Origin of the sequence: Fulvivirga maritima, from assembly GCF_021389955.1 — a bacterium.
GTDB classification, from domain to species: Bacteria; Bacteroidota; Bacteroidia; order Cytophagales; family Cyclobacteriaceae; genus Fulvivirga; species Fulvivirga maritima.
This window is the reverse complement of the sequence record NZ_CP089980.1, coordinates 582,247-598,366: the sequence shown is the minus strand read 5'-3', so window position 1 is coordinate 598,366 and position 16,120 is coordinate 582,247. Positions and strand designations below refer to the sequence as shown.

General features: G+C 38.1%; 9 protein-coding genes, 1 tRNA gene and 1 pseudogene. 7 read left to right on the top strand and 4 right to left on the bottom strand.

The genetic code is table 11. The features are described 5' to 3' along the window. The first annotated feature begins 277 nt into the window (after window positions 1–277). The 4 genes from LVD15_RS02540 (at window position 278) to LVD15_RS02525 (ending at window position 5,910) form a co-directional block, all read left to right on the top strand. Window positions 278–727, top strand: a complete 450-nt coding sequence (locus LVD15_RS02540) for a GNAT family N-acetyltransferase (RefSeq protein WP_233778718.1) — start codon at window positions 278–280, stop codon at window positions 725–727. 130 nt (window positions 728–857) lie between these two features. Beyond that, window positions 858–3,212, top strand: a complete 2,355-nt coding sequence (gene pbpC, locus LVD15_RS02535) for a penicillin-binding protein 1C (RefSeq protein ID WP_233778717.1) — start codon at window positions 858–860, stop codon at window positions 3,210–3,212. A 97-nt stretch (window positions 3,213–3,309) separates the two neighbouring features. Beyond that, a complete protein-coding gene (locus LVD15_RS02530) occupies window positions 3,310–4,557 on the top strand; it encodes an OmpA family protein (RefSeq protein ID WP_233778716.1) in 1,248 nt (415 codons plus the stop codon). A 78-nt stretch (window positions 4,558–4,635) separates the two neighbouring features. After that, window positions 4,636–5,910, top strand: a complete 1,275-nt coding sequence (locus tag LVD15_RS02525) for an OmpA family protein (RefSeq protein WP_233778715.1) — start codon at window positions 4,636–4,638, stop codon at window positions 5,908–5,910. Window positions 5,911–5,930: 20 nt separating this feature from the next. Here LVD15_RS02525 and asnB read toward each other — a convergent pair. From asnB to LVD15_RS02510, 3 genes and pseudogenes are all read right to left on the bottom strand, one after another. Beyond that, window positions 5,931–7,831, bottom strand: a pseudogene (gene asnB / locus LVD15_RS02520) (asparagine synthase (glutamine-hydrolyzing)). A gap of 6 nt (window positions 7,832–7,837) precedes the next feature. Beyond that, window positions 7,838–9,946, bottom strand: coding sequence for an ATP-binding protein (locus LVD15_RS02515; protein WP_233778714.1), 2,109 nt, complete (start codon window positions 9,944–9,946; stop codon window positions 7,838–7,840). Window positions 9,947–9,983: 37 nt separating this feature from the next. After that, window positions 9,984–12,911 carry an FAD-binding and (Fe-S)-binding domain-containing protein gene (locus LVD15_RS02510; RefSeq protein WP_233778713.1) on the bottom strand — a complete coding sequence of 976 codons (2,928 nt, stop codon included), beginning with the start codon at window positions 12,909–12,911 and terminating at the stop codon, window positions 9,984–9,986. 111 nt (window positions 12,912–13,022) lie between these two features. Here LVD15_RS02510 and LVD15_RS02505 point away from each other — a divergent pair, with 111 nt between their 5' ends. The 3 genes from LVD15_RS02505 to LVD15_RS02495 all read left to right on the top strand — a co-directional run bounded on the left by LVD15_RS02505 (window position 13,023) and on the right by LVD15_RS02495 (window position 15,619). Continuing rightward, a complete protein-coding gene (locus tag LVD15_RS02505) occupies window positions 13,023–13,493 on the top strand; it encodes a C40 family peptidase (RefSeq protein WP_233778712.1) in 471 nt (156 codons plus the stop codon). A 51-nt stretch (window positions 13,494–13,544) separates the two neighbouring features. After that, a tRNA-Ala gene (locus tag LVD15_RS02500) sits at window positions 13,545–13,618 on the top strand. A gap of 552 nt (window positions 13,619–14,170) precedes the next feature. Then, complete coding sequence (locus LVD15_RS02495) at window positions 14,171–15,619, top strand: hypothetical protein (protein ID WP_233778711.1); 1,449 nt, start codon at window positions 14,171–14,173, stop codon at window positions 15,617–15,619. Between the two features lie 80 nt (window positions 15,620–15,699). Here the strand turns inward: LVD15_RS02495 and LVD15_RS02490 are convergent, their stop codons facing one another. Then, window positions 15,700–16,116 carry a response regulator gene (locus tag LVD15_RS02490; protein WP_202244039.1) on the bottom strand — a complete coding sequence of 139 codons (417 nt, stop codon included), beginning with the start codon at window positions 16,114–16,116 and terminating at the stop codon, window positions 15,700–15,702. Window positions 16,117–16,120: the final 4 nt, after the last annotated feature.

Here is a 16,120-nt window from a genome sequence, read left to right as displayed (position 1 = left end):
AGGCTTTATGTGACTTTTTAGTTTACGTCATTATGGACTAAAAAGACACTTGAATGAGAATTTTATTACTTTTTGCCTAAATGTAATTGGCAAAATGCCGTTTGAGTTTACGCCAGGTGTACATGAAGGTAGAATAGTTGAAGTAGTACAAATTATACCCATTTCCTTTTGTTACCGAATCGAGGATTCTTCCGATAGTATTGAGAAAAAGTCAAAAAGGAAGAAAAGGCGGAATAGGTAGAGCTTAGTTAATTCATGAATTTATAATTATATTGAGATGATTAAAATAGTTAGAACTGATGCTTCTGATTCGGCTTTTAAAAGCTTGGTATCCATTTTAGATGCTGATCTGGCGGTAAGAGATGGAGATGAACATGCATTTTATGATCAATATAATAAGCTGGATAGCATTAAATATGCATTGGTAGCCTATAAAAATGACAAGCCTGTTGCCTGTGGTGCTATTAAAGAATTTAATGAGTCTACTATGGAAGTGAAGCGGATGTTTACCGCACCCGAATGCCGTGGAGAAGGGATAGCAGTACAAATTCTAAGTGAATTGGAAAAGTGGGCAGCAGAACTTTCCTATAAGAAGTGTGTGCTGGAAACAGGCATAAGACAGCCTGAAGCAATAAGATTATACGAGAAGTGTGGTTATTCACCGATCCCTAATTATGGACAGTATATAGGTGTTGATAATAGCCGGTGTTTTCAGAAAAAGCTCTAGTTATTTCGCAGAATACATGAAATTAGCGCTTTTAGTGAGATGCGATTGAAGAGATTATCACCCTATTCATTCTTTAAATTATTCATTATAAGCACCTTTAAATAAAGGTGGTTCGCCTACATTTGCGGCTGTGAAACAGCATTTTAAAAAGTATAAGTATTATTGGGTTGGTGGTATTGTGGTATTATTGTTGGCGTATAGCCTAATTCTTCCGCGCAAGCTTTTCAATGATCCTTATTCTACCGTCATTACCGCCGCAGACGGTCAGCTGCTCTCCGCTTCTGTGGCTCCTGATGGTCAATGGCGATTCCCTGCATTAGATTCGGTACCTGAGAAATATGCAACTGCGGTCACCTATTTTGAAGATGAATCTTTTTACTGGCACCCCGGGGTGAATCCATTTTCTATGGTGCGTGCCACCTGGCAAAATATAAATGCAGGGCATGTAGTGAGTGGAGGTAGTACTATAACCATGCAGGTAATGCGGCTGAGTCGAAAAGATAGGCCTAGAAGCATTTGGGAAAAGATAATAGAAATAGTGCTGGCTACTCGTTTGGAAGTAAAATATTCTAAAGATGAGATTTTGGCTATGTATGCCTCTCATGCGCCATTTGGAGGTAATGTGGTTGGACTCAGAGCAGCTACCTGGCGATATTTTAATCGTGAGCCAGATGAGCTGAGTTGGGGAGAAGCGGCCCTCCTGGCGGTTCTGCCTAATAGCCCAGCTTTGATACATCCTGGTAGAAATAGAGATGAGCTGGAAAGTAAACGCAATCGGCTGTTAAAGAAACTAAGAGATGATGGTGTTATAGATGAAATGACATGCTCATTGGCTATGGCTGAGCCTATTCCCGAAGAACCGTTGCCATTGCCTCAAAAGGCTCCTCATCTGCTTACCCGAGCTATTAATGATGGTAAGTCGCAGCAAAATTTGCATACCACCATTAGACCAGGCTTGCAGGATAGAGTATCTCAAATTTTAGAAACGCACCATCGACACTTGAAGGGTAATGAAGTGCATAATGCAGCGGCTTTGGTGGCAGATGTACGTACTGGTCAGGTTTTGGCTTATGTAGGTAATGTTTCTTCTGCGGGTGCTAATCATGATAGTCAGGTAGATATAATTACAGCGCCTAGAAGTACAGGCAGCATTCTCAAGCCTTTTTTATATGCTGCTATGATGGATGAGGGGCAGTTGCTTCCTAAAATGTTAATTCCTGATGTGCCTGTGTTTTTTAGTGGCTTTGCTCCTAAAAATTTCTCTAAAACTTATGATGGTGCCGTAGCAGCAGATAGAGCCCTGGCCAGATCTTTAAATGTGCCTGCCGTACAGCTCTTAAGAAGGTATAGGTATGAGAAATTTCATTCACTGCTTAAAGAATTAGGCATGACCACCCTTACCAAATCACCAGATCATTATGGCTTGGCACTAGTGCTAGGCGGTGCAGAAGGTACTCTGTGGGATATTTCGGGTATGTATGCCGGGCTATCCAGAACATTAGGATCTTTCTACGAGCAGACAGACAGTTATAAATATGCAACTAATAACTTCATGCCGCTCACTTATCTTCAAGAGCAAAGAGAAGGCAAGAGAACCAAGACAGGAGAGCTGAGCGCGGCCGCTATTTATCATACACTAACCTCTATGCTTGAGGTCTATCGCCCGGTAGATGAAGGGCCCTGGCAGCTTTTTGAGTCTTCTCAGAAGATCGCATGGAAAACAGGAACCAGCTTTGGCTACAGAGATGCCTGGGCAGTAGGTACCACTGCCGATTATGTGGTAGGTGTTTGGGTAGGTAATGCTGATGGTGAAGGCCGCCCCGGACTTACAGGAGTTGAAGCGGCAGCTCCCATTTTGTTCGATATTTTTGATGTTTTGCCTAAAGCAGAATGGTTTAAGTCTCCTTCTTCTGAAATGATAAAGTTGCCGATATGTCTTGTGTCTGGTTATCAGGCTTCTGATGTGTGCCCTGAAGTAGATACTTTGGAGGTGATATCTGCTGGTCAAAAGATGTCTCCTTGCCCTTTTCATCATAGAATACATCTGGATCATAATGGTTATAGAGTGAACTCTAATTGCGAATCAGTGAATAATATGGAGCATGTAAGCTGGTTTGTGCTTCCTCCGGTGCAGGAATATTATTACAGGTCTAATAATCCATCATATAAAAAATTACCTCCATATAGAAGTGATTGCATGGCTGAGGAGAACGGAAGACAGGCTATGGAAATCATTTATCCCAAGGCTAATGCAGAAATATTCATTCCCAGAGAGTTGGATAGCAGCCCAGGTAGTGCCGTGCTAGAGGTGGCTCACAGAAGACCTGAAACCACTATTTACTGGCATTTGAATGATCAATACCTCGGAGAGACCAAACGTATACATCAAATGTCTATTAATCCCGGGGCAGGAGACTATACACTAACCCTTGTAGACGAAGCTGGCGAAACAGTAACTCGCCATTTTAAAGTGATATCAGAATAGCGTTTCTGTAAAATATTGATTAATAGATTGTTCTGTTTCATTTTAAATTAAGCTTTTTATCTGTTATATTGAGTAAGATACCATTTGAAACTTTGCAATGTTTTGGAAAGAATACCTTAAGAGGTTCAGGTTCACCCCTCTTTATTTAAGTGTGTTGCTGGTGCTGTGTTCATATGATATGAAGGGTAGCATAATCAGTGAGCCAAATCCCGATAAGAGTTACGTAGTAATAGGAGCATTTGCTTATGAGAAAAATGCCATCAAGCTGATGAATTATGCTCAGCAGAATGACTTGGTTGCTCATTACGAAAAGCGAACAGATAGAGACCTTTATTATGTATATGTATTTTCTTCTGATGATAAAGAAGAGGCCGTAAGCGAGGCTAACAGGATACGTAATATGTATGATTTTAATGATGTATGGGTCTTTACCGGCAGCTTTAATGAACAGCCGGAAACCATGTTGCCTTCAGAAGATATTGCGGAAGAAAAGCCTGTTTCAGTTATAGCTGAAGAGGAGGATGACACAGAAGCTAAGCCTATGTCAGTACCCGAGGAGCAAATTACAGATTTTGGTACTGACATAAAGGGAAAGGAGGCAAAATCAATCAATCTGGTGCCTGAAGAAGGCTATTATTATTTGTATTTGAATAGTGTAAACATTAAAAATTATCAGGAAGTAAAAGGTAAAGTGAGAATCATTGATTCTGAAAGGTTAAAAGAACTCGATAAAGTAAAAACGCATGAACTGGTGAAGCTGCGAGATCCTAATAATGGCACAGAAAGGATACAACTGATTACTGATATTTTCGGATTTAAAGAGGTGCAACATAACTTGTATCTTGATAACCCAATCAATGATTCTACAGAAACATTCGTAGAAACTCAAGGTGATTCTATCATTGTTAATTTTGATATGCAGCGGTTTAAAAAGGGAGATGTACTGGTGATGTACAATGTCTATTTTTTTAAAGATGCTGCTATAATGAAGCCCGAATCCATCTTTGAGTTGAATAGCTTGCTAGATATGCTCAATGAAAACAAAAAGTTTAAAGTGACTATTCATGGCCATACTAATGGAAACTCGATGGGAAAAATTATTCATCTGGATGAAGAGAATAAGAATTACTTTAGCTTAGATCATGAGCATAAGGAAACTAAAGGAAGTGCTAAAAAACTCTCATTTTACAGAGCTAGCACCATTCAGCAATGGTTGATAGAGCAAGGGGTTGATCCTGAAAGAATGGAGGTGAAGGGCTGGGGTGGTAAAAAAATGCTTTACGATAAGTTTGATGCTCAGGCATATAAAAACGTAAGGGTTGAGATTGAAATTACCGATGATTAATATATTTGTAAAAATAATATTTTTGCTTCCATAATATTATTTTTAGCATTAATTAGCGTATAAATCGATTTTATCTTAATGAAATTATCTACCCGAATCTGGTTAACAGCACTTGTAGTGCTTGCTTCTTCTTTTTATAGTCAGTCTCAGTCTGTTCAGATTCAGGATGATCTCACAATGGCTCAGGGCTATTATGTAGTTATTGGAGCTTACTCACCTAATAAAGAAGATTTAGCGCAACGGTTTGTTAATGAGGTGAATAAATCAGGTCTTGGCGCTCAATATGGTTTTAATGCCAGGAAAAATCTTCTTTTTGTGTATCTACACTATTCTGAAAATTACGGGGCCTCTATTCAGCAAATGCGAGAAATCCGAAAGAGTAGTTCATATAAGGATGCCTGGGTTTTTGTATGCAAAACAGGGCCGGTGAAGTCCGGGCAAACAGCCGCTGCTGAAGAGTCTCCGAAAGAAACAGATACAGATGACATCAATAAGACTGATGATTTGACTGAAAACAAAGGTCAAGAAAATGATCTTGTAGAAGATGCAGTCGATTCACTTACTGTAATAGCTGAAAATGATGTGACAGAAGAGATTGAGATTGAAGATATTGAAGAGGAAGAGGATTCGCTCAGTCTTTCTAATTATTCCCTGTTTATAAATCTGTTTAATGGCAGAAATCATAAAGATGTAGACGGCAAAGTAAAAATAATTGATACTGAAAGGGCCAAGCTGCTAAGGAAAGAGGAAGGTGGGGATTATATAAAGCTGTCTGATCCTGAAAATGGCAGCGGAGATATCACGCTTTTGTGTGATATTTTTGGATATAGAAAAGTACAAAAGGAAATCAACTATTACCACCCTTTGCAGGACACGGTTTCTGAAGATGTAGAGCTGCTATCAGATGTTTATGTAGTGAACTTTGAATTGGTAAGATATCATATAGGCGATATTGTTACCATGTTTAATGTGCATTTTTATAATGACGCGACGCTAATGAGGCCAGAGTCCAGATATGAAGTGAATAGCCTGTTAGAAATGTTAAAAGAAAACGAGGGATATACCATTAAGATTCACGGGCATACTAATGGTAGAAGACCAGGTAAGATAATTTCTAAAGGGGATTCAGAAGAGTTTTTTGCGCTTAATGAAGAGAATAAGGAAGGGTTTGGCTCAGCCAAAGAGCTTTCTAAACAAAGAGCACTAACTATAAAAGAATACCTTTTAAATGAGGGTATAGATGAAGATCGCATCCAAATAAAAGCATGGGGCGGCAGACGCATGCTTTATGATAAAAACAGCCCTAAAGCTCGCGAAAACGTTAGGGTAGAGATAGAAATTCTAGAAGAATAAAGCATAGGCCTATTATAGGCTTAGGCCATATACCTTTTCCACCACCATTGAAATACAATAATTGACCAAACCCGGGCATGTGCGTCTCCCGGGTTGCTGGAAAACAGTTGCTTTTTTAATGATTTTATGGCTTTTACATCAAAAACACCTTGATCGGCAATAAACTTATCGTTTAGCAAATCATCGGTAATCATTGATTTCATATCGGTACGGAGCCACTTAGAAAGCGGTACTTCAAATCCCTTTTTTGGGCCTGTTATACAGCTCTTCTGGTAAAATACCCTTAAAAGTATCCTGAAGTATTCGCTTACGAATGTCTTTATTGATTTTGGAAGAAGGAGGGATGCTGAAGGCAAACTCTACCACTTCATGATCGAGGAAAGGCACTCTCACCTCCAGGCTATTTGCCATAGACATGCGGTCTACTTTGGTCAGCATGTCGTCTGGTAAAACTAATTTTACATCTGTATATAAAATGTCATTGATAGACTCTTGGTCTGGTAAATGCTGAAGAATGCTATTTTTAAAGGTTAAATACTCTTCCTGATCTATTTTCTGCCGGCTTTCAGGAGTTAATAATTTACTGACCTGGTTTTCAGTCGCAAAGCCAGCCCATCGCCAGTATCTTTCCCGACTGTTAAGCTTCATGCCTTCACTGAATCTGTGTAATTGCCTGAAAAGATTGGTGAGCTTGTTGTTTCTTGACTTGGGCATCAATCCCCAAACGGGGCCAAGGTTTTTAACCCATTCCGCTTTTTGCCCACCTTCAATAATCTTAAAGAAAGCGGCATGTTTATTATATCCGGCAAATAGCTCATCGGCTCCATCTCCAGAAAGAGCTACTGTAGCATGCTTTCTGGTTTCCTGAGAGAGTACATACACCGCAATGGCAGAGCTGTCTGCAAAGGGCTCATCCATATAGTCAAGTATGTCATGCAAGTGTGCATACATCTGCTGATTAGTGAGTGAGAAAACCGTGTGATCCGTACCTATTTTCTTGGCAACTAGCCGGGCATAGTCAGATTCATCAAAGAATTTTTCATCTTTATAGCCTATAGAAAAAGTATGCAGATCGGGTTTGTGTCTTGCAGCCAGAGTAGCTACTACTGATGAGTCAATACCGCCACTGAGAAAGGAACCTAGCGGAACATCAGCCATAAGTCTTTTTTGCACTGAACCTTCCAGAAGTTGGCTTAGCTCAGTTTTTTGTTCTTCATAGCTTTTAGTGCTATTATTTTTGTCTGGTGTAGGTATATCATAGTAGGCTTTTATATAAAAGCGTTCTGGGGTAACCTCAATGTAATGACCGGGCATCAGCTTTTTTACTGACTTAAATATGGTTCTGGGGGCAGGTATGTAGTTAAGCTGCAGGTAAGTGTTGAGTGAAGTGTAATCTAATTCTTTTTCAATGCCATAAGCTTCTATGGCTTTCATTTCTGAACCAAAAAGCAGCCTGTCATTATCCATCATATAGTAGAGTGGCTTTATACCAATTCGGTCTCTGGCTATAAATAAAGACTTGTCTTGAGTGTCCCAGATGGCAAAAGAAAAGAAGCCATTGAGTTTTTGAAGGCATTCTTTCCCTTCTTTGATAAACAGCTGCAGCAGTACCTCAGTGTCAGTCTGTGAGCGAAAAAGTATGGCCTTGAGCTTGCAGCTCTTCCTTAAGACTCTTGTAATTGAATATTTCACCATTAAAGGCTATTACATACCTGCCCGACTCATCATACATGGGTTGATGGCCTTCGGGTGTGGGGTCTATAATAGATAGTCTTCTGTGGCCTAAGGCTACCGAATGATCATTATATGTGTTTTGTACATCAGGGCCTCTTTTTTCTAAAGCAGAAGTGGCCTTAGCCACATTAATCATGCTTACTCGTCCGACCATGTTAAACGCGTAAATACCAGTAATGCCACACATGAGATCTTAAGCTTTTACAGGGATTGATAAAGTAAAAGTGGTGCCTTTATCAAAACTAGAGTTAACGTCAATATTAATATTTAGAATATCTGCAGCTTTGGCTGCCAGATACAAACCTAAGCCATTTCCCTGTGATTTTGTATTGGCTTTATAAAAGGCTTTATAAATATCTTCTACCTGGTTAGGGTTAATCCCTTCTCCATTATCAGAAACCTTCAATATATATTCTCCCTCTTGTTCATATCCAGTAATTTCTACTTCAGGAGAGGTTTCATCACTAAAATGCAGGGCATTTTCAACTATATTTCTAAGAACTATTTTAAGCAGTTCCGGATTGTTGGTAATCGAAAATGGTGTTATTTGAGTAGTCAGGTTTATGTTCCTGTGGGTAATGTAATCATTATAGATGCTTATAATACCCAGCAGGAAGGGTTCTATTTGTATTTCAGCCAGCTGGTTATGGTCATGGTTAAGCAAATAACTCATTTGTAGTTTCCATAGCATGTTATCCATGCTGGCGGCAGTAGCTTTTATTTTTGCTAGCACCTCTAGTACCCTGCCATCATTAACATAAGTCCGTGCTATATTTTCTAAGCCTAATATAGTAGCAATAGGCTGTCTGATGTCATGTGAAGATCTGTAAATGAAGGTATCTAATTCTTCATTGAGCTTTTTAAGCTTTATAGTACGCTTTTGTACTTCTTGTTCCAGGTTGGTGTTAATGTGCTGAATGAGCTTGTTCTGATGGCTTAGCTGCTCACTTTGGGCCTCTAGTTCAGTGTTTTGGGCTTCAATTTTATCTTTATGTTTCTCCAAAAGAAGATGGTCTCTTTTCTTGAGGATCAACTGTCTGTATATAAGTATAGCTGTAGTGATAATGAATAGCAAAGAGGTGATAGAAGCTATTATAATAAGGTTTTGCTTTTGTATTTTTTGTTTTTGAAGTTCACCATTCTTTGTAAGTAGCTTTATGGCATTTACCTGAGTGTCAAAATCGTTAGTAGCCTTAATCTCTGCTAGCTTAAGCTGTATGGCCTGAGCGCTAAGGCTGTCTGACATAGCTATGTATTGCTTTTGAAGTTTAAAGGCGTTAATAAAATCGCCTTGAGCTTCATACCATGAAGCCACAGCCTTTGCATGTCTTACATATAATGGTAGTTTGTTTTGAATGATCTCATTATCTATGAGGAATAGAGCGGTATCATAATAGTGTTTGGCATCATTGAAATTCTTTTCTGTTTGATACATTTTTCCAATTTCAATGGCTGATTTAATAGCACTTCTATTTTGATCATGATAAAGACTTATTCTGTAATCTTTTAAAACCAGCTCTCTGGCAATATTGATTTTGCCCATTTTCTGATACATTAAACCAAGGTTGCCGAGTGCTAATCCTTCCCAGAATTCAAAACCTTTTTCTTTAGCTAAAACCGCGGCATGATTTAGGTAGAAAATAGAACTATCAGGCTCATTCTTCTCTCGGTAGGCAATGCCAATGGTATTTAATACACTAATGTATTTTGAATAATCGGTTTGATGTGGAGGTAGTGATTCTATCAGGTTTATGGCTTGCTTTCCTATTTCAATGGCTTCATCATAGTTTTTTGAACTATAATGAATGTCTGCCATATGAGAAAGGCTATTGTAAGCATATTCTGAATCATGTTTAATTAATAAAGAATAGGCTTTTAATTGTGATTCAAGCGCTTCGGGTTTTTTATCGATAGCTTCATATACTTGTGCCATTTCGAAAAGAATGAGGCCTTGTGTGAGTTCTAGCTCATATTTTTCACATAGGTCTAAGCCTTTTTGATAGCTATGGATAGCATTTACAAAGCTGTTTTGGTTAAAGTATAGGTCTCCTCGGCTTTTATATAATGCAGCCTGGAGCAGTGGCCACTTGTTTTTGTTGCCATGCTTTTCCAGGGTATTATAAATTTCTGATAGCATAGCCGAATCCTGAGTGGACTGGATACTATCAAAATAGTGATGAACCTGAAGCTCGTTACCGTCTTCCTTTTTTAATATAAAATCAGGAATAACCGTGCTATCCTGTGATTTAGCAATAGAAAGACAAAAAAATAATATTATAAAGAAGAGTCCTCTTATTTTCATAGAGACAAATTTCTTTAATATAGAAAAAATTCTATTTCTAAATCAATGCTTCATAAAGAATTTCAACCGTGTGCATAGCTTTTCTTTTGGTGCCGTCTTTTATTTGATGTCTACAACTGGTTCCATTAGCCGCTATGATCACATCTTCCTTTTGTTTTCTTACCGTAGGGAAAAGTACTAATTCGCCTATTTTCATAGAAATATCAAAGTGTTCCTTTTCGTAGCCAAAACTACCAGCCATACCACAACAGCCAGAAGGAATTAATTGTACCTGATAATTTTTAGGTAATGATAATATTTTTTTAGTTGGCACCAGAGATGATAAAGCTTTTTGATGACAATGTCCATGAAGTTTTATTAACCTTGGCTCATCAGTGAATAGGTCAGCTTTTATTTTACCTGCGGCCATTTGCTGATCAAGAAACTCATCAATTATTAATGTGTTCTTGGCCAGCTGCTGGGCTTGTTTGCGCTCAGCAGGATTAACTAAATCGGGGTACTCATCTCTAAAAGACAGTATGGCCGATGGTTCTATACCTATAAGCGGAACCTCTGAAGTAATGATATCTTTAAATATATCGTAGTTCTTTTGAGCTACCACTTTAGCTTCATCTAAAAGCCCTTTTGAAAGATAAGTTCTGCCGCTTTCTTCGTGTTCTACGGTTTTTATTTCATAACCCAGTTTATCCAAAAGCTGAATTGTTTTTATACCCAGGTCTACGTCATTATAGTTGGTGAACTCATCCATAAACAGGTAAACAGATCCATTATTTCTATTGCCTGTAGGGGTGAATTTTTTATCGAACCATTTTTTGAGCGTATACTTTTTATGCAATAGAGGCATGCTTCTTCCTTTCGCAAAGCCTGTCATGGACTTGGCGATAGGGGCGGTGATGCTATTGGTGAAGGTGAAATTATAAATACCTGGTGCAATAGAGGCCAATTTATTTAAAGCAGAGAAATTGGATATCAGCTTGGTGCGGAAAGGCACTCCATTTGACTTATAATATTGATGTAGAAATTCTGTTTTAAGCTTACCCACATCTACATTAGAGGGGCATTCTGATTTACAGCCTTTGCAAGAAAGACAGAGGTCCATTACATCTTTTATCTCTTCACTATCAAATGGATTCTCCTTTTTAGAATGAGTGAGCACCTCTCTTAATATGTTAGCTCGTGCTCTGGTAGTGTCTTTCTCACTTTTAGTGGCCATGTAAGACGGGCACATGGTTCCTCCAGAGAGATGTGTTTTCCTACAGTCACCAGAACCATTACACTGCTCAGCAGCTCGCAGGTAGCCTTTAAACTGGTCAAAGTTTAAGGTAGTATTGAACTGCCTGGTCTCCTGACCTGCTTCATACCGTAGCATGGTATTCATGGCAGGAGTATCTACTATTTTGCCTGGGTTTAAGACATGATTAGGATCCCATACTGCTTTAAGCTCTTTGAGGAGCTGGTAGTTGGCATCACCGATCATAAAAGGAATAAATTCTCCCCTCAGTCTACCATCCCCGTGCTCTCCGCTTAAAGAACCTTTATATTTTTTTACCAATTTGGCTATTTCATCCAGAATAGTTCTGAAAAGCTCATGCCCTTCAGCTGTTTTCAGGTTTAAAATAGGCCTTAAGTGTAACTCTCCTGATCCTGCATGCGCATAATGAACGCAAAACAAGTTGTGCTTAGTGAGTACTTCGTTAAAATCGTTGATGTAATCTGGTAAGTCATTTACATCTACCGCTGTATCTTCTATAACAGGTGCGGGTTTAGCGTCACCCGGCAGGTTGCTTAAAAGCCCTAAGCCTGCTTTACGCAGCGTCCAAACTTTTTTGGTGTCTTCTCCGGTCACTAGCGGAAAATGATAGCCTAGCCCCTCAGCTTTTAACTCCTCAGTTAGCGCCAGTACCTTTTTTTGCATCTCCTCTTCGCTATCTTCTCTGAGCTCTACCACCAGAATGGCTTGAGGATCTCCTTCTACAAAGAACCGATTTTGTCTTTGGTTTACATTTTCTTTAGTACACTCTAATATATAGTTATCCATCAGCTCACTAGCTGTGGGCTCATATTTTAGAGCGGTAAGGTTAGCTTTTAAAGCCTCGTATACAGACTCAAAGTGAACACATAGCAGGCCTTGATGCGCTTTTGGTAAGGGCTGAAGCGCCAATTTGGCTTCTGTAACAAAGGTTAGGGTGCCTTCAGAGCCAGCTATCAGTTTACAGAAGTTAAAGTCTTCACCATTTTCAGCAAAGGGAGCCAGGTCTTTAAGTAGATCAATAGCATAGCCTGTATTTCTTCTATGAATAGATTTTTTAGGGAAGTTATCTTCTATCTGCTTTCTAATAAGAGGATCAGAAAGGGTTGTTTTTACATGTTTATAAAGTTTGCCCTCTAGATCTATCTGAGCTGTTTTTAACTCAAAGGCCTCTTTACTAAGAGAGCCGAATTCTACTTCTGAGCCATCAGATAGGAAGCTTTTAACAGAAATAAGGTGATCTCTGGTGCTGCCATACACTATGGAGTTAGAGCCGCAAGAGTTGTTGCCTATCATTCCACCGATCATAGCTCGGTTTGCAGTGGACGTTTCCGGACCAAAATACAGTCCAAAAGGTTTCAGGTGCATGTTTAGCTCATCTCTTATGACACCTGGTTCTACTCTTACCCACCTTTCTTCCTCATTTACTTCTAGTATTTTGGTGAAGTTTTTAGATACATCTACCACTATGCCTGCACCTACTACCTGACCAGCAAGCGAAGTACCTGCCGTACGCGGTATAAGCGGTATTTGGGTTTTATGCGCAAAAGTAATGAGCGCTTTAATATCTTTTTTATGCTTAGGTATGGCTACTGCCAAAGGAAATTCGCGGTAAGCTGATGCATCCGTTGCGTATAAGGTTCGCATGGTATCATCAGTATAAAATTCACCTTCAAATTGAGCTTTTAATGCTGTAAAATCTATCTTCGTATCCAACTTCCTTGGTAAATTATTTTTTTTCGAAAATTAAAACCTTTTGTCTTTTGTAAAAAGATCTTAACCATTTAAGTTAAAGGAAAAATAAATTTTTTAAACTATACCTTATAAATGCAGCAAAACCGCATCGTTATTTGGTTGGCCTTGATCATTTTTCTTGCTTCCTGTGCATCGGCCAGAAAGGCTAAAGTTAGGCAGGATAAAATTCAGACTGTTATTAAAACTGCAAAAAGTTTTATGGGTACTCCTTATAAATGGGGAGGAACTACCAGAGGGGGAATGGATTGTTCAGGACTACTTTATAATAGTTATTCATCTATTGGGTTTAATATGCCCAGAACCTCAGCTATGCAAAGTCAGCTTGGCAAGAAGGTAAGTAAAAACAAAATTGAAGCTGGGGATCTGGTTTTCTTTGCTACCGGCAAAAAGAGAAGGAAAATAACACATGTGGGTTTGGTGACTTACTCCAGAGGCGGTACCGTGCGTTTTATCCATAGCTCATCCTCTCTGGGAGTGGTAGAAAGTGATATGGATACAAAATATTACAAAAAAAGATTTATTACTGCCAGAAGGCCTTTTTAGTATTTATAAAATTAATATATTTGCACTCCTTTTACAGGGAAATTGAAAAATGGGGAATTAGCTCAGTTGGCTAGAGCGCTACACTGGCAGTGTAGAGGCCACCGGTTCGAATCCGGTATTCTCCACAATTTTTCTTTTCGGAATACTCAATTCTATATTCCGTCCAATCCAATTAAATTTTATTATTCTATTCTCAAAGTAAGGTTAATGACCATTCTCCTTTGGAAAACTATTTCATCAAAGGAATATACATTCATCTCATCTTGTAATGTATTTGGCCTATTTGAATAGAGGTGAGCAATACCTTCCTGATTTGTTACGTTGTATGTTTTTGTGTAGGGTTTAATTAAAAATTAAGATGGCGGCTAATATTGGTTTATAAATAGTGCGATTGCAGTAAATTTTAGCATTGCAGCAATCTTTTGATTTGAATTAACTAAATTGGGTTTTATTATTTTGTTTTTTTTCGAATCGTTGCCGAGTAAATCTTACATGAGGGGTTGTATTTTTTTGCCTTACTTTGGATAGTAATGTTAATAAGAATATCAAATTATATGGTGGCTATAATGTAAGTAAGCAATATATTTAGTAACTTTTTCATATTATATGTAAGTTGTAAGGCTTACATATTTCTTTTAATATTGATAACATAAATTTTTTTGAAATAATTAGAGTCTATGGCTAAGCTGAAGAACATTATTAAACAACTTTCGACAAGGGATTATAAAGCTATACATGATTCGTTACTAGAAAGTAATGCAGATAAATCAGCTTATCTGATTCAGGCAATGCGTGAGCGTCAGCTTTCTGATACCAAAATTATGCTGGAGCTGGAAGTAAATACTAATGCGTATTATACTTTGAGGTCTCGTCTGAATCAAAAGATTGAGGAATATCTGCTTCAGCAAATGGAGAGTCCTAGAACGGACATTCTGAAAAAGGTGGCTAATATTAATGAGATCATCTTTACTAAGAAAAGAGCCATTGCTGTAGCCACCCTGAAAAAGTTAGAAAAGGAGCTTTTGGATTACGATCTTTCTAATGAGCTTACCATTGTTTATAAATCTCTGAAAAAGCTGCATATCAATTCACCTGATTATTATAGTTACTCTCAGCTGTATAACCGCCATGTGGCTTATATGCTGGCAGTAGATAAGTCAGAAGATTTATTAGCGGAGTACTTTAAAAAGTACGGCAACTATTCTTTATCAGGAGATGAAACGGATAAACTAGGACTGACGCTGTTACTAAAGGAAATGTATAATGTGAGCGTACTTTATGAATCTCACAGGCTATATGTTTACTACAGCTGTATGGTTATATTCCATCGTCTATTTGTGGATCAGCAAGATTCTATGGATGAAGATAATGAGCCAATAGAGGATATCCTGGAGAATGTACAGAAGATCTTCAACTCTTATCAACTAGATTCCATCTATTATCATCTTAATCTGGTGTTTGAATTTTTGAAATTCGAATATTATACTCACTATAGAGTGTTTAGAAAGGCTGAAAGATTTTATGAAGAGGTGAATGATGCTGCCAGTAACTTGCTCACTAACTATACTTTATATACCTATCCGGCTCAGTTTTTGGCAACCAAAATGGAGCGCCATATCAGAATAGGTAATGTGCGAAAGGTATATGAGGAGAACGAAGGCATTTTCCATGATTTTGAAATTGATAAACAGGATGTGCCTACCTATGTTACTTACACCATGTACAGGGCTATTTCTTGTTACTACGTAGAGAAATATGATGAAGCCAGTAAATGGATTAACAACTTGCTAAACGAGATAAGTCTTAAGAAATTTCCGTTTATGCAGTTAGAGATTAAGATAGTGCTGGCTTTACAGTATTGTCTTATGAATGATTATGATCTATTTAATCAGCTGATAAACAGTATACAACGGCAAATAAGATTACTTGGAAAAGAGAACTGCGAACACATTCTTCTTTTATCTAAGATAATGAAAGTGTCTATCAGTGATATAAAAAGGAATAAAGTAGATAAGATTAAGTCTTTAATAGAAAAGACGGAGAGTGTGAAGATTGATCATTTTTCGCCTACAGCTCTTATCAGGTTAGATGAGGACTTTATAAGTAGATTAAGCACGCAACCATAATATAAATCACATTTACAGATGTGAAGTAAAGGCTGATTATTAATTTAATCAGCCTTTGTTTTTCTTTATCAAGTTAGCCGCTAAATATTTAGTTTCTCAAGGTTTTCCTGAGATAATGGCTTGTTGATGTATTGTTTTACGTAGCTGTACTTTTTGGATTTATTCACATCCTGAGGGTTAATAGAGGAGGTGAGCATCACAATTTTACATTTGTTTCTGGTTTCTTCTGAAAGTTTTTCGAACTCATCTAAGAATTGGAAACCATCCATAAGGGGCATGTCGATATCCAGAAAGATCACATCAGGTAGTACATTGGCAGAGATCTCCTCTACCTTTTCAATGTTTTTTAAAAATTCAATTGCACTTTTGGCACCAGTGTGAGTATAAATATATTTAGAAATATCTGCTGCCTCAATCATCTTTTGATTAATGAGATTATCTATCTCATTATCGTCGATTAACATTACTGAAATGTATTTTTTTTCGTTCTCAGACATGGAG